The following is a 20,099-nucleotide window of genomic DNA, read 5'->3' as shown; positions in this document are numbered from 1 at the left end:
CATCTCCTTGCGAGTTGACCTGTACCGGAAACCGGGTGGGTAACTGCATGAGCGGAACATTCAATCCCTGAACCGGGAGAAGTACAACTGTAAGAACTAACAGGTGGAGGGTCGCACTGTGCCAGAACAGTGTCTTTTTGAACCAATAGCAAGCCGGCCAAGCAGTTATGTCTGGGTACGTTGCAAAGAGTTGTACAGAAGTAGCGGGTGTTTAAAAGATCACAACTAAGCGAAAAGGGCGGATGACCTGAAAGTCATCCGCATCGCCCGGCTGTTAGTGTGGCATCGACCACGATTGCAGGCTGTAACCTTCTTTACTGAGTTCGGCGCGAGCCTGCTGCAGCAGTTGCTCGAGTTGCGCTGGATCGGAGTAGGCGCTGCTTGGGATCTGTTGGCGACCGATGTGCGAATTGGTTCGGTCGATGACGGTAAGGCTCAGTTCGCCATTGCCGTCTTGTGGCGCCCAGGCCACGCACTGGAAAGGTTTGAACGCGTGGTTGGCAATCAAAAGAGCTTCGTTGATACGGAGCGGGGCGGTCATGGGGTGTTCTCTCCAGGTTGCCCAATCAAGTGATGTGCCGTCGGTTGGGCTTACCGTGCGGCTGGTTACTTGTACTGATGCACCGAACCTGTCGACGGGTCACACATGAAACAAAGAAATTTCAACTTTCTTTCATGAAATTGCTTTTTACGCGGTTTTTGAAAGCGTGTTGAAAGCTTGGGACTAGAAATTAGTCGATAGCTCACTAACAACTTCGTTTCTTATAACGTGTTTGCTTGTACACCTATAAGCAATCGATACAAGGCCCTGTCAAAATCTTGCTAATGTTACAGTCGGGTCTGCCAAATGACTGTTTTTACAATCATTTCTAATAATTTGGCGCCAAGGAACAGTCATGAGCGAAGCGCCTGCGTTACGACGTTTATTGGTGGTCGATCCGTGCGACGACTGCCACCGCTTATTGCCCGGATTACGCGCCGTAGGTTGGGATGTCGACAGCTGTACCCTGGAAAATGCCGCTGATCGAAGTTGTGATGTCGGCCTGCTGCGATTACAGCCGTTTCACCTCGAACGTCCCGAAGCCGTCAAGGAACTGATCAGCCGCAGCGGCACTGAATGGATCGCTGTGCTCAATCAGGAAGTCCTGCGTCTGCAAAACGTCGGTGACTTCGTCTGCGAATGGTTTTTCGATTTTCACACCTTGCCGTTCGACGTTTCGCGCGTGCAGGTGACGCTCGGGCGCGCGTTCGGCATGGCGCGTTTGCGCGGGCAAGGCACGATCCACGTCGATCAGCCCGAACATGAACTGCTCGGTGACAGCAAGCCGATCCGCGAGCTGCGCAAATTACTCAGCAAACTGGCACCGACCGAGTCGCCTGTGTTGATTCGCGGCGAAAGTGGCACTGGCAAAGAACTGGTCGCCCGCACCCTGCACCGGCAATCCCAGCGTCACAGCAAACCGTTTGTGGCGATCAATTGCGGGGCGATTCCCGAACACCTGATTCAGTCCGAGCTGTTCGGTCACGAGAAAGGCGCGTTTACCGGCGCCCATCAGCGCAAGGTCGGGCGCATTGAAGCTGCCAATGGCGGCACGCTGTTTCTCGATGAGATCGGTGATTTGCCGCTGGAGCTGCAAGCCAATCTGTTGCGCTTTCTCCAGGAAAAGCACATCGAGCGCGTCGGTGGCAGTCAACCGATTCCGGTGGATGTTCGCGTTCTGGCGGCGACCCACGTCGACCTTGAGGCGGCCATCGAGAAGAAGCGTTTTCGCGAAGACCTGTATTACCGGCTCAACGTCCTGCAAGTGGTCACTGCGCCTTTGCGTGAACGCCATGGCGACCTGTCGATGCTGGCCAACCACTTTTCCCATTTCTACAGCCACGAAACCGGCCGCCGCCCACGCAGTTTCAGTGAAGACGCGCTGATTGCCATGGGCAAACACGACTGGCCAGGCAACGTCCGTGAACTGGCCAACCGTGTGCGACGTGGTCTGGTGTTGGCTGAAGGGCGGCAGATCGAGGCGCGAGATCTGGGGTTGATCAGCCAGCATTCGATCGCCACACCGATGGGCACACTGGAAGATTACAAGACCCGCGCCGAACGCCAGGCGCTGTGCGATGTGTTGAACCGGCACAGCGATAATCTCAGTGTTGCGGCCAAAGTACTGGGGGTGTCGCGGCCGACGTTCTACCGTTTGCTGCACAAACATCAGATCCGCTAGCTGGCTGAAGAGCAAAAGATCGCAGCCTTCGGCAGCTCCTACATTGGGTTTGTGTAATCCCTGTAGGAGCTGCCGAAGGCTGCGATCTTTGGCTTTTGCCTAGAAGTAATACGGGAATTTCAGGCTGAAGGAAAAGTCCGGGGCATCATCCGTCATGCCGATGGACAGGTTGGGTACGATGGTCAGGTTGTCGGTGGCCGCAATGGTCATGCCGACGTTGAAGTAACCGGCGTTGGCGTCGCTGGACACCACCGATTCCCAATCCCCGCCATCCTGTTTCAGCTTGCTCTTGCGTTGCACCAGATCAGACACCGAGAACGACATACTCATCTTCTCGTTCAGCGCGAAGGCGATGCCGGCGCCAATCTGGAAGCTGTCGCCAATGCGTACCTTGCCCGGGTTTTTCTGGTTGACGGTGGAACTGATGTCGTCGAACGACTCCTCGAGGTTGTGGGTGTAGGACAAGCTGCCGAACAGCACCGCCGGGTCGAATGTCTTGACCAGCGAGATGCCCGGCGTGATCGACCAGACGCCGTTACCGGTGGGCAAGGTGTCAGGTACAAACAGATTGGAGTTGGCATCGGTCTGGCGCAGTTTGATCCCGAACGGATCCTTGCCGGTTGGCGCCTTGACCCGCAACGTGACGACCGCATCCGGCGTATTGACCGACTCGTCGAGGAACTTGTAGGCGATGCCGAAGTTGACGTCGCCAATGGTTGGATCCTTGGTCACGGTTTCTTCTGTGGTGACACCCGCCGCGCCCTCATTGCCGCCGCCCGACTGATAAGTCGATTCGCGATAGACCACGGGCACGTTCAAGTCGAACTGCCAGCGGTTGTCGAAGTTGTAGCGGCCGGTAAGGTCGAGGGTCCAAGTGTCAGCCTTGATCCGGTCAAGGTTGATGTTGCCAAGAAAGATCGAATCGAGTGCGAGGAACCCGTTGAGAATCAGCTGACGGGTGTCATAGCGCGAGTAGGTGATGCCGGTTTCGACACTGAACTTGCCGCCGCCGAAGAAGCCGCTGGCTTCGTCGTACAGGTTGGAAACGCTCTGCGCCGGTTGTGAGTCGTCCGCCAGTGATTGCCCGTAAGAAGCGCCACTGCCCCCGGCGGCGCCTCCTGATGCTGCTGCCGCACCGGTGCCGGTGGCGACGCGGTTGCCTTTCATGTCCGACGGCGATTTGGCCAAGCGTTTTGGTGGTGGGGCGGCGGGTTGCTCTTCAACCTGGCGGACTCGTTGTTCAAGAACCGCCAGGGCCTTTTGTTGTACTTCGTATCGTTGCTTCAGCTCCAGAAGTTCCTGTTTCAGGGCCTGTACATCTGCATCCGGTGCTGCTTGCAGCATCGCCGCAGGAAGAAGAGTGCTCAAACACACTGCGGCACGCAGTGATACTGATCGATACATGAATAAGCCGTCCCTTTAAGCCCAATGATCGAGACTCAGCGTAGTTCAATATCCAATAGTGCGTAGTGCCCTGAGCTGACTCAGGTTGCAATCCAGTGCGCCGGCACTCATGCCGTTATTGTTCAATACGACGTTGAGTTGCGTCATGTTATTGACCACGTTGGCACTGCCGAGCAGACGGGTGTTCTGCAGCAAACCACCTTGGGCGACTTGTTGCAGGGCGGTGCCCTGATTGCCGGCAGCCTGAATGGCCATTTGTACGCCGCCACCGCTAGCCGAAACGGCCACACTGCCCGCAGCATTGCTGCCGCCGATGGTCTGTCCGGCCATCAGCGCCTGCCCTTGAGTGGGCACCAGCGCGGGTGCCTGATTGGCTTCCGAAACGTTGATGGCTACATTGTTGTAGGCGGTATTGCTGTCGCCAGCGGCACGCACGCTCTGCGTCACGCCCTGGCTGCTGTTGAGGCCGGCACCACCGGTGATCGTGCCGGTACCCGTAGGAAGGGCGCTGCCGTTGCCGTGCTCTTTGATCGTTTGCACATAAAATTCGGGTCTAACCGTTGCTGCCTGAAGTTGCATCGAGGTGGCTGCCCCGATCAGATCGCCACTGGCGTTGCGCCAGGTACTGCTCATGACAATGCCGAAGCTGATAATCCGCCCCGGCATGACATAACGACCACGCAGCTCGGCGAGCTCCTGGTCCTTGATTTCTATGGGTTTGAATCCTGCATTGGCATAGCCTGACGCACTCGCTGCCAAGCAGGCGGCGGCCAGCCAGTATGAGGTTTTCATCTGCTGCTCCCGGGACATCCAGTCCCATTTTCTATAATCGGCGATTAAAAGAAGTCGCTCTGAATGAACCCGAAATCCATCAATTCAGCATCTTTGACCGGGTTGAAACCATCCAGCTTGTTCTTGGCCGTCAAGGGCACCGGAGGGCTGCGCAAGGCGTTGGCCTTGTCATATCCGGGACCGACGATGGCGAAGACAATGCCGTTCCAACCTTTGACAAAGTCATCATGTTTGTAGCGTTTATGGCCGAGCACCGGGTCTCCGATGTAAACCCAATCCTTGTCCGAGCGCTGCAACACGACGAAATGCTTGTAGCCGCGAATTTCCATCAGTACCACCACCGGGATCGTTACCGCTTCGAGCTTTTCCGGTGGAATCTTGTAACCCCTGGCGCGCATGCCGATGCTTTCTATGTAGCGCTTCATGTCCAGCATGGAAAAACCTTGAGTACGAACAAGGTCCTGGTCAGCGTTGACCAGCATGCCTTTGATGATGTGCTCCTCATCGACGTCGAGCCAATAGGCCTGGCGTAATACCGTTGCCAGTGCAGCAGCGCCGCAGCTGAAATCGGTTTTCTGTTCGACGATGTCGGCAAACTTGCGCTCACGAATGCTCTGCACGTTTTTGTAGACGAGCGTGCCACCCGGCAGGGCAGCCACGGGCATCTGACCGGCCTGAGTCAGGCCACAGACGAAAAGCAGAGCGAGGAGGGCAGTCTTACGCATGATCGATACGCCTTTGCGGACTGAGGAAAAGCCCCGTTTCCGGGGCTTTCGTTTCGATCGCGATTACATGCAGGCTTTGCAACCTGCAGCGATGGACAGCGAGTTGCTTTGTTGGTTGCCCACACCCGCCGAGACGTTGGCTCCGCCGTTGCCGGAGAAGTTGTTCATCGAGTTGGTCATGTTGGCATTGTTCACAACAGGGGCTTTCCAGCCGTCTTTGGTCATCACTTGCTGAGTGGTTACGCCAGCGAGGCCAAAGGTACCGACGGCTTCGAATTTGGCTTTCTGGTCATCGTTGCCACCGTGGCCGCCGCCACGATTGCCATAACCGCCGTGGTCATCGTCTTCGATGGTTGCAGTGCCTTTGGCTTTGAACACGCCAGCTGCGGCGTAAGTGCCGGTAAGGGTGTCGGTTTTGTAGGCCTGCACGCCTTTGTTTTCTACAACCAGGCCAGTGGAAGACTGGTTGGCAGAAGCAGCAGCCTGAGCTACGCGGCCACCGGATACGGCGATCGCCAGGTTGTTTTTCTGCTGGTTGAAGTTGCCGGCAGTGACGTTGATGCCGATGTTGCCGGAACCATTGTTGCCTGCGTTGTTAAGCGTAGCGTTGTTGAAGGTGGACGAGTTTTTCACATAGTTGTTGTTGTTGACTTGAGTTGCACTCGAGGCAGCAACAGCGGTGCCGAAGATGAAGCTTTCGTCGGCAGTCGCCAGGGCGGCGGCGTTGTCTTGTTGGTTGCCGTCGCCGGCTGCAACGTTGGCGCCCATGTTGCCGTTCGAACCGTTGAGCGAATCACTGGCATTAGCGTTGTTCAGAGTGCCCTGGTTTTTCACCACGTTGCCGTCGCTGTCTTGCACGTCAAGCACAGCGGCACCAGCGCCTGCGGTGATTTGCAGCAGTTGTTCCAGGGTTGGGCCTTTAGGCTGGTTATTGCCATGGCCGTTGCCGTGCCCGTTACCGTGACCATTACCATGATCGTCATCACGACCGCCTGCCTGTGCTGCGATTGCCATCACTGCTGCAAGTGCGAAAACCAGTGGTTTGAGAGCCATTGTAGGTTTCATGGTGTTTCTCCATCGTGCTTATTAGTTGGTTAAGTGTTGGTACTTTCTAATTGCACTGCTTTTGTTGTTTGGGTCAGTCAGCGACCCGGATGCTCAGGGTGTTAGCCATTCGGTTCCCCACCCCGGCACTCTGGTTCACCTGGATTACCCCGCGGCTGCCGGTGAAGGCCTGATCACTTGTCGTGACCTGGCGACTGCCGGGTGAGGTACCAGTTGCTCCTGAGCTCGGTAAAAGCGCCACGTTCTGTTGCGAAAGGGCACTGTCGTCAACGCTCTGCGGGGCAGCACTGATGCTGACGCGCGTCACATTGGCCATCTGGTTGTTGGCCCCGGCGCCCTGGTTCACGCCCAGGATCCCGTTGCCATTGCTGAAAGAGGTGCCGCCGATGGTTGCGCTGGCGTCCATCGAGCGCGAGGCAGGTGTATCGATTTTCTGTATGACGCTGGTAGTGGCGTGGGATTCGGTGCCGATCGCCACGGCCTTGACGTTGGCCTGTTGCATTTGATCGCCAGCCGCCTGGTTGACGTTGAAATTGCCGCGGTACTGAACCCCGGAATCTTGAATGTTGGCCTTGTTCACTGAACCAGGTTCAGCAGCCATGGCAGTGGTGCAACCGAGCAGGGCAAGCAGAAGGAGTGAACGATTCATCTCATTGGCCTCCGGCCATGCGGGTCAATGGCGCAAGGCCGGAACTCATTGCGCGGTTGATCGTGCCGGAAATCGCGCCACCGGAACCGCCGCCGTGTCCTGCGCTCATGCCGGGCATGCCATTGGGATTGGTGACGGTATTGAGGCCTGGCAGATTGCTGCCGGCCTGGACATTGTTGACGGTGCGGAACGCGCTGCCGCTGGCGACACCGGCGAAGTCGCCGTCGCTCAATTCGGTGCTGTTCATGGTGGAGTTGATGCGTGCTGACGGATTGGCATTGACGGTGGTCGGGTAGGGGTCTTTGCCGCCATTGCGACCAATCGGGATCGGCTGGACATCGCGGTTGAGGACGATGACGCCATTGCCTTCTGCGTGGACATTGAAACTGAGCAATGTGCTGGCTGCTGATCCGATCAGTAGAAGGCAGGTCAAACCTTTTTGGATATTCCCCACGGCTGCAATTCCTTCTTCAGTGGGCTGGCCCGAGTCAGCGTTGTGAAGGAGAGAGCGAAAGCTGTGCCGCTTTTTAAATGTTGTTTGGTTTCAGATGCTTGCAAAAATCAGCCGCGCAGCTGATACACACACTGTTTCAGGATTGATACACGCGTGAGCGCGCCGACCTGTCTATTGGCTGAACAAAGCTCTGGAACGAGGGTTTGCGACGATGTGTTTCAACCGTGAAACAACGGCGATGACAAAACAGTGAACAGTGCTGAGACGGGCGCTTTGCACCTCACGGAGTGTTTCAGTATCGGACACTTTGCCCCCAAAACAGGGGGAATCTTTGGGGAAACTGACCCGTTGGCCGGGTCACTCCGCCAGCAGTTGCTCGACGGCGGCAAAAGCCTGTCGTTGGCGTTCGGCCCAATTGCCCTGAATGATCAGAAAGCGCTGATGGTGGGTTTCCAGCCAGTTTTGCGTGGACTGGTAAAACGCCAGACGCTCGTCCAGATCCGGTTGACAGCGCTGACCGTCATCGGTCCAGTCGACCTGTTCCGGGGACAAGAGAAGGTGCAGGTCGTAATGCCGTGCCAACAGCTCGGTTTCCAGCCAGCCCGGACAGTCGGCAAACAGGGTATGGCTCCACAGCATGTTGCTCAGCAAATGGGTGTCGAGGATCAGCAGCGCAGGCTGTTGCGCCCGCGCTTCATCTTCCCATTGCAGTTGGCCCCGAGCGATATCAGGGATGTCGGCAAGGCACGTATCGCGGGGATTGAGTTCGATAAACCGACGCACGTATTCATCCACGCGCAAGCCGCCAAAGCGTTGTTGCAGTCCCGCCGCCAGCCAGCTCTTGCCGGTGGATTCGGGCCCGGTCAGGACCACGACCTTCATGTGCGCAACGCCGGATCGGCGCGCCATTCGCGAAAGCCTTGAATCGCCAGCAAGGTAAACAGCCCGTACAGCGCAGCGGTCAGGTACAGCCCTTTATAGATGAACAAGCCGACAAAGATCACATCGAGCACGAACCACAGCGCCCAGCACTGCAGGCGTTTCTGCGCCATCCACAGTTGCGCGACCAGGCTGAAACCGGTGAGCGCGGCATCGAGCCACGGTTGCGCGGCGTCGGTCCAGTGGGCCATGGCCGCGCCGAGCAGCAGGCTGCCGACCGCGCCAGCACCGAGGCCGATCAGGATAGAGCGTTGATCGAGGCGGGTGACCTCGCGGCCGTCATGCATCGTCCCGGCGCGAGTCCATTGCCACCAGCCATAGACTTGCAATGCGGCGTAAATCACTTGCAGCAACATGTCCGAGTACAGCTTCACTTCAAAGAAGATCCAGCTGTAGAGCAGCACCATGACCAGCCCGATCGGCCAGCACCACGGATTCTGTTTGACCGTCAGCCAGACGGCGACCACACCGAGGGCGGCGGCAAACAGTTCAAGCCCGGACATAGGGGTTCCTTGGGGGAAATTGAGGAGGGGGCGGATTGTACTGCATTGGGCCAAACCCCTCACCCTAACCCTCTCCCAGAGGGAGAGGGGACTGACCCAGTTGGATGTTCGAGATACGCCGACCTGATCTTTCTGCGTTGAATCCATAATCGACTCGATTTTTCAGGTCGACATATAGCTTGAGACACCTCGGTCGGCCCCCTCTCCTCGGGGAGAGGGCTGGGGTGAGGGGTGGGCTCACCACAGTTACACGGGTCAGACGCGGAACTGGCGCAGGAGGGCGTTGAGTTGCTCGCTCAATTGACCAAGGCGCAGGCTGGCTGCACTTGATTGCTCGGCCGCGATCGCCGTGCTGTGCGAGAGGCCGGCAGCCTGCGTCACGTTCTGATTGATGTCCTCGACGACATGCGCCTGTTGCAGCGTGGCGCTGGCAATCGACGCATTCAGGCCATTGAGATTGCGCAATGCCTGGCCAATGGCATTCAGACTGGCACCGGCCAGCCCGGCTTGTTCAATGGTCAATTGCGACGCCTTGCTGCTGTCGCCAATGACCTTCACGGCGGCTTCGGAATGATTCTGCAAGCGTTCGATCATCGACTGGATTTCCGCTGTCGACTTCTGCGTCCGCTGCGCCAGCAGGCGTACTTCATCCGCCACCACGGCAAACCCGCGACCTTGCTCACCGGCCCGCGCCGCTTCGATCGCGGCGTTGAGCGCGAGCAGATTGGTCTGCTCGGCAATCGAGCGGATCACTTCCAGTACGCTACCGATCTGAGTGCTTTCGGCCGCGAGGGTGCGAATCACTTCAACCGCTTGATCGATGGTGCCGGACAGCTTGTCGATCTGCTGCAAGCTGCCATCGATATTGATCTGGCCCTGTTGCGCCTGCGCTTCGGCGTCACGCATTTCAGCGGCGGCGTGCTCGGCGTTTTTCGCCACATCCTGCACGCCATAGGTCACTTCGTTGATCGCCGTGGCCACCAGTTCCATCTGCTGCGATTGCTGCTGGCTGCGTTGCTGGGCCTGCGAGGCGTCGTTGCCCAGTTCGCTGGACGATTGGCCAAGGGCGCTGGCCGACACCTGCAAATCACCGATCACCCGCCGCAGTTTGGCGGTGAAGGCGTTGAAGTGATGCGCCAGTTCAGTGACCTCATCTTTGCCGTGGGTATCGAGGCTGCGCGTCAGGTCGCTTTCGCCGCTGGCAATGTTGGCCATGGCGTTCACGGTTTCTTGCAGCGGACGGACGATGCTGCGTGCGATCAGGATCACCAGCAGCGCCATGATCAGCGCAATCGCCAAACCGATGACCGAAGCCTTGATCATTTGGCCCTGGAATTCCGCCTGCACATCATCGACGTAAACCCCGGAGCCGAGCACCCAGCCCCAAGGTTCGAACAGTTTGACGTAGGAAGTCTTGGCCACCGGGTCGCTGTCGCCGGGTTTCGGCCAACGGTAGTCGACCATGCCGGCACCTTTGGCCTTGGCGATGGCAACCATTTCGTTGAACACCGCAAAGCCGTCCGGATCGCGGATCGCCGAGAGGTTCTGGCCTTCGAGTTTCGGGTTGGTCGGGTGCATGACCATCACGGGCGTGAGGTCGTTGATCCAGAAATAATCGCTCTGGTCGTAGCGCAGGCCGCGAATCGCCGTCAGTGCCTGCTTCTGCGCCGCGTCTTTGCTCAAAGTGCCGGCGGTTTCGAGGTCGTGGTAATAGGTCAGCAGGCCGCTGGCCGTCTGCACCACGTGCTGGGTTTTCTGAGCCTTGGCGTGATACAGGTCGTCGTGGATCTGCTTGAGCATCAACACGCCCAAGGTCAGCAACATGACCACCGCCACAATCAAGATGAGCCACAAGCGTCGGCTGATCGACACACTGCGCAAGCTGTTCATAACGCTGTCACTCCGGATTCTTTTTCTTGTAATAAACGACCGCCAGCATCCAACCACGATTTCGTGAGCGGGCATACGCGACCCAAGTCGTATAACGCGGCAGCGCTATTAAGGCTTGTCTGTTAGGATTTCGGCCCCGCGCGTGAAAACCTGAATCCAAATTGATATTTCACGGAATTTTGACCGTTTCGTGTGGATCCTGTGCGCGCGGAATCGGTACAGCCACAACCAGCTACGCTGATCGCAGTGAACGTAAAAAAATACTATCGGGGCATGCCGGCGCGCATCGCTCTTTGGGGGATTGATGGATCTTTGGACGGCCTTGCAGGCACTGATACTAGGAGTTGTAGAAGGGCTGACGGAGTTTTTGCCCATTTCCAGTACCGGACACCAGATCATTGTTGCCGACTTGCTCGAATTCGGCGGCGAACGAGCCATGGCGTTCAATATCATCATCCAGCTCGGCGCGATTCTCGCGGTGGTCTGGGAGTTTCGGCGCAAGATCCTCGACGTGGTCATCGGTTTGCCGACCCAGCCAAGCGCACGGCGTTTTACCGCCAACCTGCTGATCGCGTTTCTGCCCGCTGTGGTGCTGGGCGTGATCTTCGCCGACCTGATTCACGAATACCTGTTCAACCCGATTACCGTCGCGGCCGCGCTGGTGGTGGGCGGCATTATCATGTTGTGGGCGGAAAAGCGTCAGCATGAAGTGCACGCTGAGACGGTCGACGAAATCACCTGGAGAGATGCGCTGAAAGTCGGTTTTGCGCAGTGTTTGGCGATGATCCCGGGCACCTCGCGTTCCGGCTCGACGATCATTGGCGGCTTGCTGTTCGGCCTGTCGCGCAAGACCGCCACCGAGTTTTCGTTCTTTCTTGCCATGCCAACCATGGTCGGTGCGGCGGTCTACTCGGGCTACAAGTATCGCCACCTGTTTGTGCCGGCGGACTTTCCTGTGTTTGCCATCGGTTTTGTCACCGCGTTCATCTTCGCCATGATTGCCGTGCGTGGCTTGCTCAAGTTCATCGCCAGCCATAGCTATGCGGCGTTCGCCTGGTATCGGATCGTGTTTGGTCTGGTGATTCTGGCGACGTGGCAGTTTGGCTGGATCGACTGGGCGGCAGCCAAGCCATGAGTGATTCCCGCGCACGCCGGCCGGAAGGTCGACCTTCCGGTGGCAACAACATCCAGCATCTGAAGCTGAAACTGGTGATTCTGCTGGTCGTCTGCGCGCTGCCGTTGTTCGGCTCTGTGTCGATGTGGCTGCGCGGGATTTCGTTGGTGCCGCTGGCCGCTTACGGGATCGTCAGCGTGCTAGCGTTCTTCATGTATTGGGCCGACAAGCGCAAGGCGCAGACGGCTGCCTGGCGTACACCGGAGAACATCCTGCATGCCGTAGAGCTGGCGGGCGGCTGGCCGGGCGCGTTGATCGCCCAGCAGGTGTTCCGGCACAAAACGCGCAAGGTGTCGTTTCAGATTCTGTTCTGGGTGATTGTGCTGCTGCATCAGGTGTTCTGGATCGACCAGTTGTTTCTTGGCTCGAACCTGCTAGCGCTGTTCTGACAGCTTACACAAAACCCTTGCAGGAGCTGCCGAAGGCTGCGATCTCTTGATCTTGCTTTTTAAAAGATCAAAGTCAAAAGATCGCAGCCTTCGGCAGCTCCTACACAGGGGGATCGGGTTTACAGCAATAAACCGATTTGGGTCTTTTTCGGCAACTTGCTCACCACCAGTTGATGCGAGCGCTGCAACAACCCGCGCAATTCCTCAGCACCCAACGGGTAGGGCGGATGCATTATGATCCACTGCGCCCGCGCCAGATACGGCGCCGGGTGAATCCCCGGGCGGTCGCAATGGCCGAGAAACAGATCCTTGTCGACCTTGAATGCCAGCGAATCGCCGCGCAGCCCCTGCAAGGCAAACATCTTGTTACCGGCAATCGAAAACACCCGCACGCCACCCCATTTGTAATCTTCCCGAGCGCCCGGCAATGCCAGGCAGAACGCCGCCACGTCGGCTTCGCTCATCTTTCCCTTGCTCATAACAACCGCTCCCCACAGGCATTGAACGACTCGACCAGATGATCGATCCAGGCACGCACCGCCGGCATCACCCCGCGTCGATGCGGATACACCGCTTGCAGCCAGCCGCCAGGCAGCGACCACTCTGGCAGCAATTGCACCAGCGTGCCGTTCCTCAGTTCTTCTTCGCAGTACATCATCGGCAGCAAGGTAAAACCCTGGCCGGCCAGCACGCAGGCTTTGCGCACAATAAAGTCATCGATGCCCAGGCGTGCCTCCATGTTCAACTCAAAGCTTTCACCCTGTTGATCAAGCAAGCGCACATGCACCATGCGGTCAGCCTCCAGGGCGCCGAGCACCGGCAGATTTTTCAGGTCTTGCGGATGGTTGATCGACTGGCCCTGTACAAAATCCGGACTGGCGACCACGACCATTTGTGCCTGCCGCAAGCGCCGGGTCACCAGCAACGGATCTTCGTCACCGTGTTCACGCACGCGCAGCGCCACATCAAAGCCTTCGCCGACCAGATCGACGCGGCGGTTGAGCAAGACGACTTCCAGTTGCACCTGCGGAAATTTGCCAAGGAACTCGCTGATGACCCACGGCAACATTTCCCGCGCCAGACCAGTGGGGCAGGACACTCGCAGTCGGCCACGCGGCTCGCTGGACATGCTCGCCACCGCTTCATCGGCCATCTCCGCCTCAAGCAACATCGCCTGACAGTGACGCAGATAACGTTCACCCACTGCCGTGAGGTTGAGTTGCCGGGTGGTGCGTTGCAGCAAACGCGCGCCAAGGCGCTCTTCCAGTTCGGCGATCCGTCGTGACAGCCGCGACTTGGGAATGCCCAGCAGACGCCCGGCCGCGGCAAAACCGCCGGCCTCGACGACTTTGGCGAAATAGTAGAGATCGTTGAGGTCTTGCATCGGGAAATCCAACTGTTCTATCAGTGGGACAAACTATCGCATTTCAGGCGGCTAATCATCCATTGGTTTCTTGCGTAGGATTGTCTCCATTCCGTCGCCACCGGCGATTCCTTCCAGGAGATTCCACATGAAACTGCTGCATATCGATTCGAGCATTCTGGGCGACAACTCGGCTTCCCGTCAGTTGAGCAGCGAAGTCGTCAAAGCCTGGCAGGCCGCCGAGCCAAGCGCCGTGGTGACCTACCGTGACCTGGCCGCCGATGCCATCAGCCACTTCTCGTCGACCACGCTGGTCGCCGCCGGCACCACTGCTGAGCTGCGTAACGCCGCACAACAGCACGAAGCCAATCTGAGCGCTTCGACGTTGGCCGAATTTATCGCGGCCGACGCCGTCGTCATCGCCGCGCCGATGTACAACTTCACTGTGCCGACCCAACTTAAAGCGTGGATCGATCGCGTTGCCGTTGCCGGTCAGACCTTCCGTTACACCGAAGCCGGCCCTGAAGGCCTGTGCGGTGGCAAGAAAGTGGTGATCGTTTCCACCTCGGGTGGCATCCACGCTGGCCAGGCCAGCGGCATCGCTCACGAAGAATACCTGAAGCTGGTGCTGGGCTTCCTCGGCATCACCGACATCGAAATCGTCCGTGCCGAAGGCCTGGCGTATGGCGAAGAAGTACGCAACAACGCCATGACCGCTGCCCAGGCAAAAATCAGCGAGCAACTGTTCGCCGCAGCGTAAGGCTTGCGTAAAGAACAGCTGATGTTCAGGTAACACCCAAAAAACTCTGTATTCTGGTTCCGCAAGGGGCGAATACGGAGTTTTTTGTTTCTGGCTGTTACATAATCTGGCCCGGGTTATGCAGTCGAACAATCAGTGTCTGAATGCATGTCGTACCGAAGCACCGAATCCCGGCGTTTCTGGCCCGCCACGCAACGGATCTTTCGATTGAGTAACAACAGGGTGGGGCATCCCATGATGCGTCTTTGTGCAACGTTACTGATTTGCCTGCTTGGCAGCCTTAACACAGTGCATGCTGCGCCTGGGCGACACCCTGTGTGGAGCGTCGGTTATCACGAGATGACCTTCCTCGACCCCTTGGATCTGCAACCGATGCGCGCCATCGCGTTCTATCCCTCCAGCGACCGCGAACACATGAGCCTGCTCGAGGGCTACTCGGTCGAGGCCGGCGAAGACACCAAAGTCGCCATCGGCCGCTTTCCGATGTTGATGCTCTCGCATGGCAACACTGGCACGCCGCTGGCCTTGCACGACCTCGCCACGTCGCTGGCGCGCAAAGGTTTTGTCGTGGTGGCGGTGATCCATCCCGGTGACAACTCCAAAGACCACAGCCGACTCGGCACCCTGAGCAATCTGTACGGGCGGCCGATCCAGATTTCCGAAGCCATCACCGCGACCCTTGGCGACCGCATGCTCGCGCCGTACGTCAACGCCGATCAGGTCGGGGTGATCGGTTATTCGGCGGGCGGCGAGACGGCGTTGATCCTGTCCGGGGCGCAACCGGATCTCGATCGTTTGCGTCGTTATTGCCAGGAACGTCCAGATGATCGTGACGCCTGTAACACGCAGGGTGAACTGATCGTCGATCGCGATGACCTGCAACCGGTGGCCGATCCGCGTGTTCATGCGTTGCTGTTGATGGCGCCGCTGAGCCTGAAGTTCGGCCGGCACACCTTGGCCGATGTGCATGTGCCGGTGCTGCTCTACAGCGGCGATGGCGACAAACTGGTGGCCTTCGACAAGAACGCGGCGGCGCTGGCGCGCAAACTGCCGACAGCGCCGGATTTCAAATTACTGGCCGGGGCGGGGCACTTCGTCTTTATGGCGCCGTGTAATGAAGAGCAGATTCGCGCGATGCCGGCACTGTGCACCGATGCTGATGGTGTCGATCGCGAGGACATCCATCGCAACCTGATCTCTGAAGCCGGGCGTTTCTTCTCGCACACGTTGGGCAGACCGACCCGGGCCGGCATGCAAACCGCAGATCAATAGATCAAAAGATCGCAGCCTTCGGCAGCTCCTGCACGGGAATACCGTACAACCTGTAGGAGCTGCCGAAGGCTGCGATCTTTTGACTTTGTTTTTCAGCTTGTTGCGCGGCGCTTGAGCAGCAACGTCAGTCCCAGCCCGATCACCGACAACAGCGCGGCACAGAAGAATATCCACGAATACCCCAGATTCAACGCCACGGCGCCCATCAACGGCCCGGCAATCGCCAGCGCCAGATCGAAGAACACTGCATATGCGCCCAAACCGGATCCTCGGCTGGAGCTGGGCACCTGTTTGATCGCTTCGACGCCCAACGCCGGATACACCAGCGACAGGCCAAACCCCGCCAGTCCTGCGCCGATCAAAGCGAATGCGGTGGAGGGTGCCAGCCACAACATCACCAGGCCAACGGTTTCGATGGTCATGCAGGCGATCGCCGATTTGAAGCCGCCAAAGCGACTGATCGCCGAAATAAACAGCAGCCGCGACAGAATGAAACACACACCGAACACCGTCAGGCAGTACGCTGCGCCGGTCCAGCCGCGGTTGAGATAATAAAGGGTGATGAACGTGGTCAGCGTGCCGTAACCGATTGAGGCCAGGGTCAGGCTGGCGCCATACGGTGCGATCTTGCCGAACACGGCCCAAAACGGCAGGCGTTCGCCACGGATCACCGGCACCGGAGGTTTGTTGCGGATCAGCAGCAGTGCGCCGGCCGCCAGTACCGCCAGCGCAATGCCGAGGCTGGTGAAACCGTAATCGGCGACCATCACCACGCCCAGTGGCGCACCAATGGCAATCGCGCCATAGGAGGCGATGCCGTTCCAGCCGATGGATTTCGCGGTGTGTTCGACACCGACCTGGCCCATGCACCAACTGATGGTGCCGACGCCGATCAAACCCTGCGCGATACCGAGCAGCAAACGGCCGATGATCAGAATGATCAGGCTGGCCAGCGGGAAACTCTGCAACAGCGTGGAGAGCAGCGTCAGCAAGCCGCTGAGGACAATCCCCCACAAGCCATAAATGATCGCTCGTTTGGTCCCGACCGTGTCCGACATGCGCCCGGCCATTGGCCGGCTGAGCAGGGTGGCCAGATACTGCGAGCCAATCACCAGCCCGGCAATGACTGCGCTGAAACCCAGTTGCTCGTGCACGTAACCGGGCAACACCGCGATCGGCAGACCGATGCAGAGGAAGGCAATAAAGGTATAGAACACGATGGAGACGATCTGCAGGGTGATCGCCATGGAGCTTTGCGGTGGCTGTTGCTGCGCAGACATGAGGACTCGTTCGCGGGCGGCGGTGGGAGAGTTCGCATCATGGCGTGGGCTTGAGATAAAAGAAAGCAGGCTAACTATTTTCCCTGAGGATTGATGCAGCCGCTGATGGCCCCTTCGCGAGCAGGCTCACTCCCACCTTTGAAATGCATTCCCTGTGGGAGCGAGCCTGCTCGCGAAGGTAGCCGCACCCGCAAATCCCTCACCTTGGAATGCAAAAAGCCCCGTCACATGGACAGGGCTTTAGCTTGAAGCTAGCAGCTCAACACTTGAAGCTGCTTTTAGAACACTACGCCCTGACTACGCAGGTAGTCATCGTAAGTGCCGCTGAAGTCGGTCACGCCATCCGGGCTCAGCTCGATGATGCGCGTGGCCAGGGACGATACGAACTCACGGTCGTGGCTGACGAAGATCAGCGTGCCCGGGTAGTTTTCCAGCGCCAGGTTCAGCGCCTCGATCGATTCCATGTCCAGGTGGTTGGTCGGTTCGTCCATGATCAGCACGTTCGGCTTTTGCAGGATCAGCTTGCCGAACAGCATGCGACCTTGCTCACCACCGGAGATGACCTTGACCGACTTGAGGATCTCGTCGTTGGAGAACAGCATGCGGCCCAAAGTGCCGCGAATCATCTGCTCGCCCTGAGTCCACTGACCCATCCAGTCGAACAGCGTGACGTCGTCTTCGAAATCGTGCGCGTGATCCTGAGCGTAGTAGCCCAGTTCTGCCGCGTCGGTCCACTTGATGCTGCCGGCGTCCGGGGTCAGTTCGTTGACCAGGGTGCGCAGCAGGGTGGTTTTACCGATACCGTTCGGGCCAATGATCGCTACGCGCTCGCCAGCTTCAACCTGGAAGCTGAAGTCTTTGAACAATGGCTTGCCGTCGAAGCCTTTGGCCATTTTTTCGACGATGACCGCCTGGCGGTGCAGCTTCTTGTTCTGATCGAAGCGGATGAACGGGCTCACGCGGCTCGAAGGCTTGACCTCGGCCAGCTGGATCTTGTCGATCGCCTTGGCGCGCGACGTGGCCTGCTTGGCTTTCGAGGCGTTGGCCGAGAAGCGGCTGACAAATGATTGCAGCTCGGAAATCTGCGCTTTCTTCTTGGCGTTGTCCGACAGCAGTTGCTCGCGGGACTGGGTCGCCACGGTCATGTATTCGTCGTAGTTGCCCGGGAACAGGCGCAGCTCGCCGTAATCCAGGTCAGCCATGTGCGTGCACACGCTGTTCAGGAAGTGACGGTCGTGAGAGATGATGATCATCAGGCTGTTACGCTGGGTCAGGATGTTTTCCAGCCAGCGAATGGTGTTGATGTCCAGGTGGTTGGTCGGTTCGTCGAGCAACAGCACTTCCGGATCGGAGAACAGTGCCTGCGCCAGCAGCACGCGCAGTTTCCAGCCCGGCGAAACTTCGCTCATCGGGCCGAAGTGCTGCTCGATGCCGATACCCAGGCCCAGCAACAGTTCACCGGCGCGGGATTCGGCGGTGTAGCCGTCCATTTCGGCGAATTCGGTTTCCAGCTCGGCCACGGCCATGCCGTCTTCTTCGCTCATTTCCGGCAGCGAGTAGATGCGATCGCGCTCGGCCTTGACCTTCCACAGCTCTTCGTGACCCATGATCACGGTGTCGATCACGGTGAATTCTTCGTAGGCGAACTGATCCTGACGCAACTTGCCCAGGCGCACGTTCGGCTCGAGCATGACCTGACCGCCGGACGGGTCGAGGTCACCGCCGAGGATTTTCATGAAGGTCGACTTGCCGCAACCGTTGGCGCCGATCAGACCGTAGCGATTGCCCGCGCCGAATTTGACCGAAACGTTTTCGAAGAGCGGCTTGGCGCCGAACTGCATCGTGATGTTAGCTGTAGAGATCAAGAGTTTTTCCTGCGAAGCATTCTTAAAAAGCGAGGGTGCGGCTGCAGCGCTTGGCCCGAGTCAAAGTGCGCTGAAGCGGGGAAGTCCCGTCATCAACCAAGGGGGGCGCGTAAAGTTTGGCGGCGATTGTACTGGTCTGGCGCTTTAAACGATAGGGCGATCACGCCACGATCGCCGATTGGCATGATCGCAGGACAGTTTTTCACAGTTGAAGATTCACTATCGGTTACAAACTGTGGCTAAAATGCCACCTTTCACCGAGCGCCCGGTTTCTGGCGCGGGCTCAAGGACGTGCCATGTGTATTCAGACCACTGCATAAGACGCTGGGCCCCAGGCCGCCAAGCGCGCAGTTTGTTCACTTCTGACGTGTGACGATTTCCGTGAAACTCATCATTGCTGCTATTTATGTCATTTCGATTGCATACGTTCATCTTCGTGGCCGTGTGCGCCACAAACTGGGTCGACAGCTCAGCGACCATTCGACGTTTCTCGCGCCGATCAACTGCTTTCTGTATCTGTTCTCGAAAAAGCCGAACAAGCCTTATCTCGACCCGGCCGAGTTCCCTGATCTGAGTCCGTTGCAGGCGCACTGGGAAGAAATCCGCGAAGAAGGGCAAAACCTGCTGCGTGCCGGCGAAATCAAGCGCTCCAACCAATACGACGATGTCGGTTTCAACTCGTTCTTCAAAAGCGGCTGGAAGCGTTTCTATCTGAAGTGGTACGGCGAGAGCCATCCGTCGGCGATGAAGCTGTGCCCGCGCACCACCGAGCTGGTGCAGAGCATCGGCTCGATCAAAGCGGCAATGTTCGCCGAGCTGCCACCGGGTTCGAAGCTGGTACGCCATCGTGACCCGTATGCAGGTTCCTACCGCTACCATCTGGGTCTGGACACGCCGAACGACGCCGGCTGCTACATCAACGTCGATGGCGAGAGCTACCACTGGCGCGATGGCGAAGCGGTAATGTTCGACGAGACGTTTATTCATTACGCCGAAAACACTACCGACAAGAATCGCATCATCCTCTTCTGTGACATCGAGCGGCCGATGAAGTACCGCTGGGCTGCAGCGTTCAACGCCTGGTTCAGCCGCACGGTGATGTCGGCTGCCGGTGCACCGAACGATGCCGGCGACCGCACTGGCGGCATCAACCGCTTGTTCACGCGGATCTACAAGATTCGTCTGCGTGGTAAAGAGCTGAAAAAACGCAATCGCAAGCGCTACTACATGGAAAAGTGGGCGATCTTCGGCGGTTTGCTGGCGGTGTTCATTCTGATCTGAGTTTTTGCATTGCTTTGGCTGGCCCCTTCGCGAGCAGGCTCGCTCCCACCTTGGTCTTGAGTGATAGCAATT

The 20,099-nt window shown here is 58.2% G+C and carries 20 protein-coding genes; 6 read left to right on the top strand and 14 right to left on the bottom strand.

Translation table 11 applies throughout. The features are described 5' to 3' along the window. Window positions 1-274: 274 nt before the first annotated feature. Window positions 275-541, bottom strand: a complete 267-nt coding sequence (locus U6037_RS15200; protein ID WP_242208065.1) for a hypothetical protein — start codon at window positions 539-541, stop codon at window positions 275-277. Window positions 542-896: 355 nt separating this feature from the next. On the opposite strand from U6037_RS15200, the gene U6037_RS15195 reads away from it, so the two are divergent. Next, entirely contained in the window at window positions 897-2,222 is a 1,326-nt protein-coding gene (locus U6037_RS15195; RefSeq protein WP_016983762.1) for a sigma-54 dependent transcriptional regulator, read from the top strand. A 99-nt stretch (window positions 2,223-2,321) separates the two neighbouring features. Here the strand turns inward: U6037_RS15195 and U6037_RS15190 are convergent, their stop codons facing one another. The 9 genes from U6037_RS15190 to U6037_RS15150 form a co-directional block, all read right to left on the bottom strand. Continuing rightward, a complete protein-coding gene (locus U6037_RS15190) occupies window positions 2,322-3,626 on the bottom strand; it encodes a hypothetical protein (protein ID WP_038361167.1) in 1,305 nt (434 codons plus the stop codon). Window positions 3,627-3,671: 45 nt separating this feature from the next. Continuing rightward, window positions 3,672-4,418: a hypothetical protein gene (locus U6037_RS15185; protein ID WP_322843544.1), complete on the bottom strand. Its 747-nt coding sequence runs from the start codon at window positions 4,416-4,418 to the stop codon at window positions 3,672-3,674. Between the two features lie 44 nt (window positions 4,419-4,462). Then, the gene (locus U6037_RS15180; RefSeq protein WP_127927862.1) at window positions 4,463-5,143 is read right to left on the bottom strand and encodes a C39 family peptidase; all 681 of its coding nucleotides are present in this window, start codon (window positions 5,141-5,143) and stop codon (window positions 4,463-4,465) included. A gap of 63 nt (window positions 5,144-5,206) precedes the next feature. Next, window positions 5,207-6,208, bottom strand: a complete 1,002-nt coding sequence (locus U6037_RS15175; protein WP_322843543.1) for a heme utilization protein — start codon at window positions 6,206-6,208, stop codon at window positions 5,207-5,209. Window positions 6,209-6,281: 73 nt separating this feature from the next. After that, window positions 6,282-6,857 carry an adhesin gene (locus U6037_RS15170; protein ID WP_322843542.1) on the bottom strand — a complete coding sequence of 192 codons (576 nt, stop codon included), beginning with the start codon at window positions 6,855-6,857 and terminating at the stop codon, window positions 6,282-6,284. A gap of 1 nt (window position 6,858) precedes the next feature. Then, entirely contained in the window at window positions 6,859-7,311 is a 453-nt protein-coding gene (locus U6037_RS15165; protein ID WP_127927856.1) for a hypothetical protein, read from the bottom strand. A gap of 357 nt (window positions 7,312-7,668) precedes the next feature. After that, window positions 7,669-8,193 (bottom strand): AAA family ATPase, encoded by a 525-nt coding sequence (locus U6037_RS15160; RefSeq protein ID WP_322847329.1) that lies wholly within the window; start codon window positions 8,191-8,193, stop codon window positions 7,669-7,671. Further along, a complete protein-coding gene (pnuC, locus tag U6037_RS15155) occupies window positions 8,190-8,753 on the bottom strand; it encodes a nicotinamide riboside transporter PnuC (protein WP_322843541.1) in 564 nt (187 codons plus the stop codon). The genes U6037_RS15160 and pnuC overlap by 4 nt, the downstream gene beginning before the upstream one ends. 255 nt (window positions 8,754-9,008) lie before the next feature. Beyond that, entirely contained in the window at window positions 9,009-10,643 is a 1,635-nt protein-coding gene (locus U6037_RS15150) for a methyl-accepting chemotaxis protein (RefSeq protein WP_322843540.1), read from the bottom strand. 304 nt (window positions 10,644-10,947) lie between these two features. Between U6037_RS15150 and U6037_RS15145 the strand changes: the two genes are divergently transcribed. Together U6037_RS15145 and U6037_RS15140 are read left to right on the top strand one after the other, a co-directional pair. After that, window positions 10,948-11,778 (top strand): undecaprenyl-diphosphate phosphatase, encoded by an 831-nt coding sequence (locus tag U6037_RS15145; RefSeq protein WP_322843539.1) that lies wholly within the window; start codon window positions 10,948-10,950, stop codon window positions 11,776-11,778. Further along, window positions 11,775-12,206, top strand: coding sequence for a DUF1294 domain-containing protein (locus U6037_RS15140; RefSeq protein ID WP_322843538.1), 432 nt, complete (start codon window positions 11,775-11,777; stop codon window positions 12,204-12,206). The genes U6037_RS15145 and U6037_RS15140 overlap by 4 nt, the downstream gene beginning before the upstream one ends. Window positions 12,207-12,325: 119 nt before the next feature. Here U6037_RS15140 and U6037_RS15135 read toward each other — a convergent pair whose 3' ends face one another. Continuing rightward, complete coding sequence (locus U6037_RS15135; protein ID WP_123596121.1) at window positions 12,326-12,685, bottom strand: MmcQ/YjbR family DNA-binding protein; 360 nt, start codon at window positions 12,683-12,685, stop codon at window positions 12,326-12,328. Then, on the bottom strand, window positions 12,682-13,590 hold the full coding sequence (locus tag U6037_RS15130) for a LysR substrate-binding domain-containing protein (protein WP_242208077.1): 909 nt from the start codon (window positions 13,588-13,590) through the stop codon (window positions 12,682-12,684). The genes U6037_RS15135 and U6037_RS15130 overlap by 4 nt, the downstream gene beginning before the upstream one ends. Before the next feature lie 127 nt (window positions 13,591-13,717). On the opposite strand from U6037_RS15130, the gene U6037_RS15125 reads away from it, so the two are divergent. Then, window positions 13,718-14,329, top strand: coding sequence for an FMN-dependent NADH-azoreductase (locus U6037_RS15125; RefSeq protein WP_322843537.1), 612 nt, complete (start codon window positions 13,718-13,720; stop codon window positions 14,327-14,329). 234 nt (window positions 14,330-14,563) lie between these two features. Continuing rightward, complete coding sequence (locus U6037_RS15120; RefSeq protein ID WP_322843536.1) at window positions 14,564-15,601, top strand: dienelactone hydrolase; 1,038 nt, start codon at window positions 14,564-14,566, stop codon at window positions 15,599-15,601. A gap of 92 nt (window positions 15,602-15,693) precedes the next feature. On the opposite strand, the gene U6037_RS15115 is transcribed toward U6037_RS15120, so the two are convergent. Together U6037_RS15115 and U6037_RS15110 are read right to left on the bottom strand one after the other, a co-directional pair. Next, complete coding sequence (locus U6037_RS15115) at window positions 15,694-16,881, bottom strand: MFS transporter (protein ID WP_322843535.1); 1,188 nt, start codon at window positions 16,879-16,881, stop codon at window positions 15,694-15,696. Window positions 16,882-17,159: 278 nt separating this feature from the next. Then, window positions 17,160-18,746: an ABC-F family ATPase gene (locus tag U6037_RS15110; protein ID WP_322843534.1), complete on the bottom strand. Its 1,587-nt coding sequence runs from the start codon at window positions 18,744-18,746 to the stop codon at window positions 17,160-17,162. Window positions 18,747-19,127: 381 nt separating this feature from the next. On the opposite strand from U6037_RS15110, the gene lpxO reads away from it, so the two are divergent. After that, on the top strand, window positions 19,128-20,027 hold the full coding sequence (gene lpxO / locus U6037_RS15105; RefSeq protein WP_322843533.1) for a lipid A hydroxylase LpxO: 900 nt from the start codon (window positions 19,128-19,130) through the stop codon (window positions 20,025-20,027). Window positions 20,028-20,099 lie beyond the last annotated feature (72 nt).

This window comes from Pseudomonas sp. B33.4, from assembly GCF_034555375.1.
In the GTDB taxonomy this organism is placed as follows: domain Bacteria; phylum Pseudomonadota; class Gammaproteobacteria; order Pseudomonadales; family Pseudomonadaceae; genus Aquipseudomonas.
Note: the sequence above shows the minus strand (reverse complement) of the source record. Positions and strands in the feature narration are given on the sequence as shown.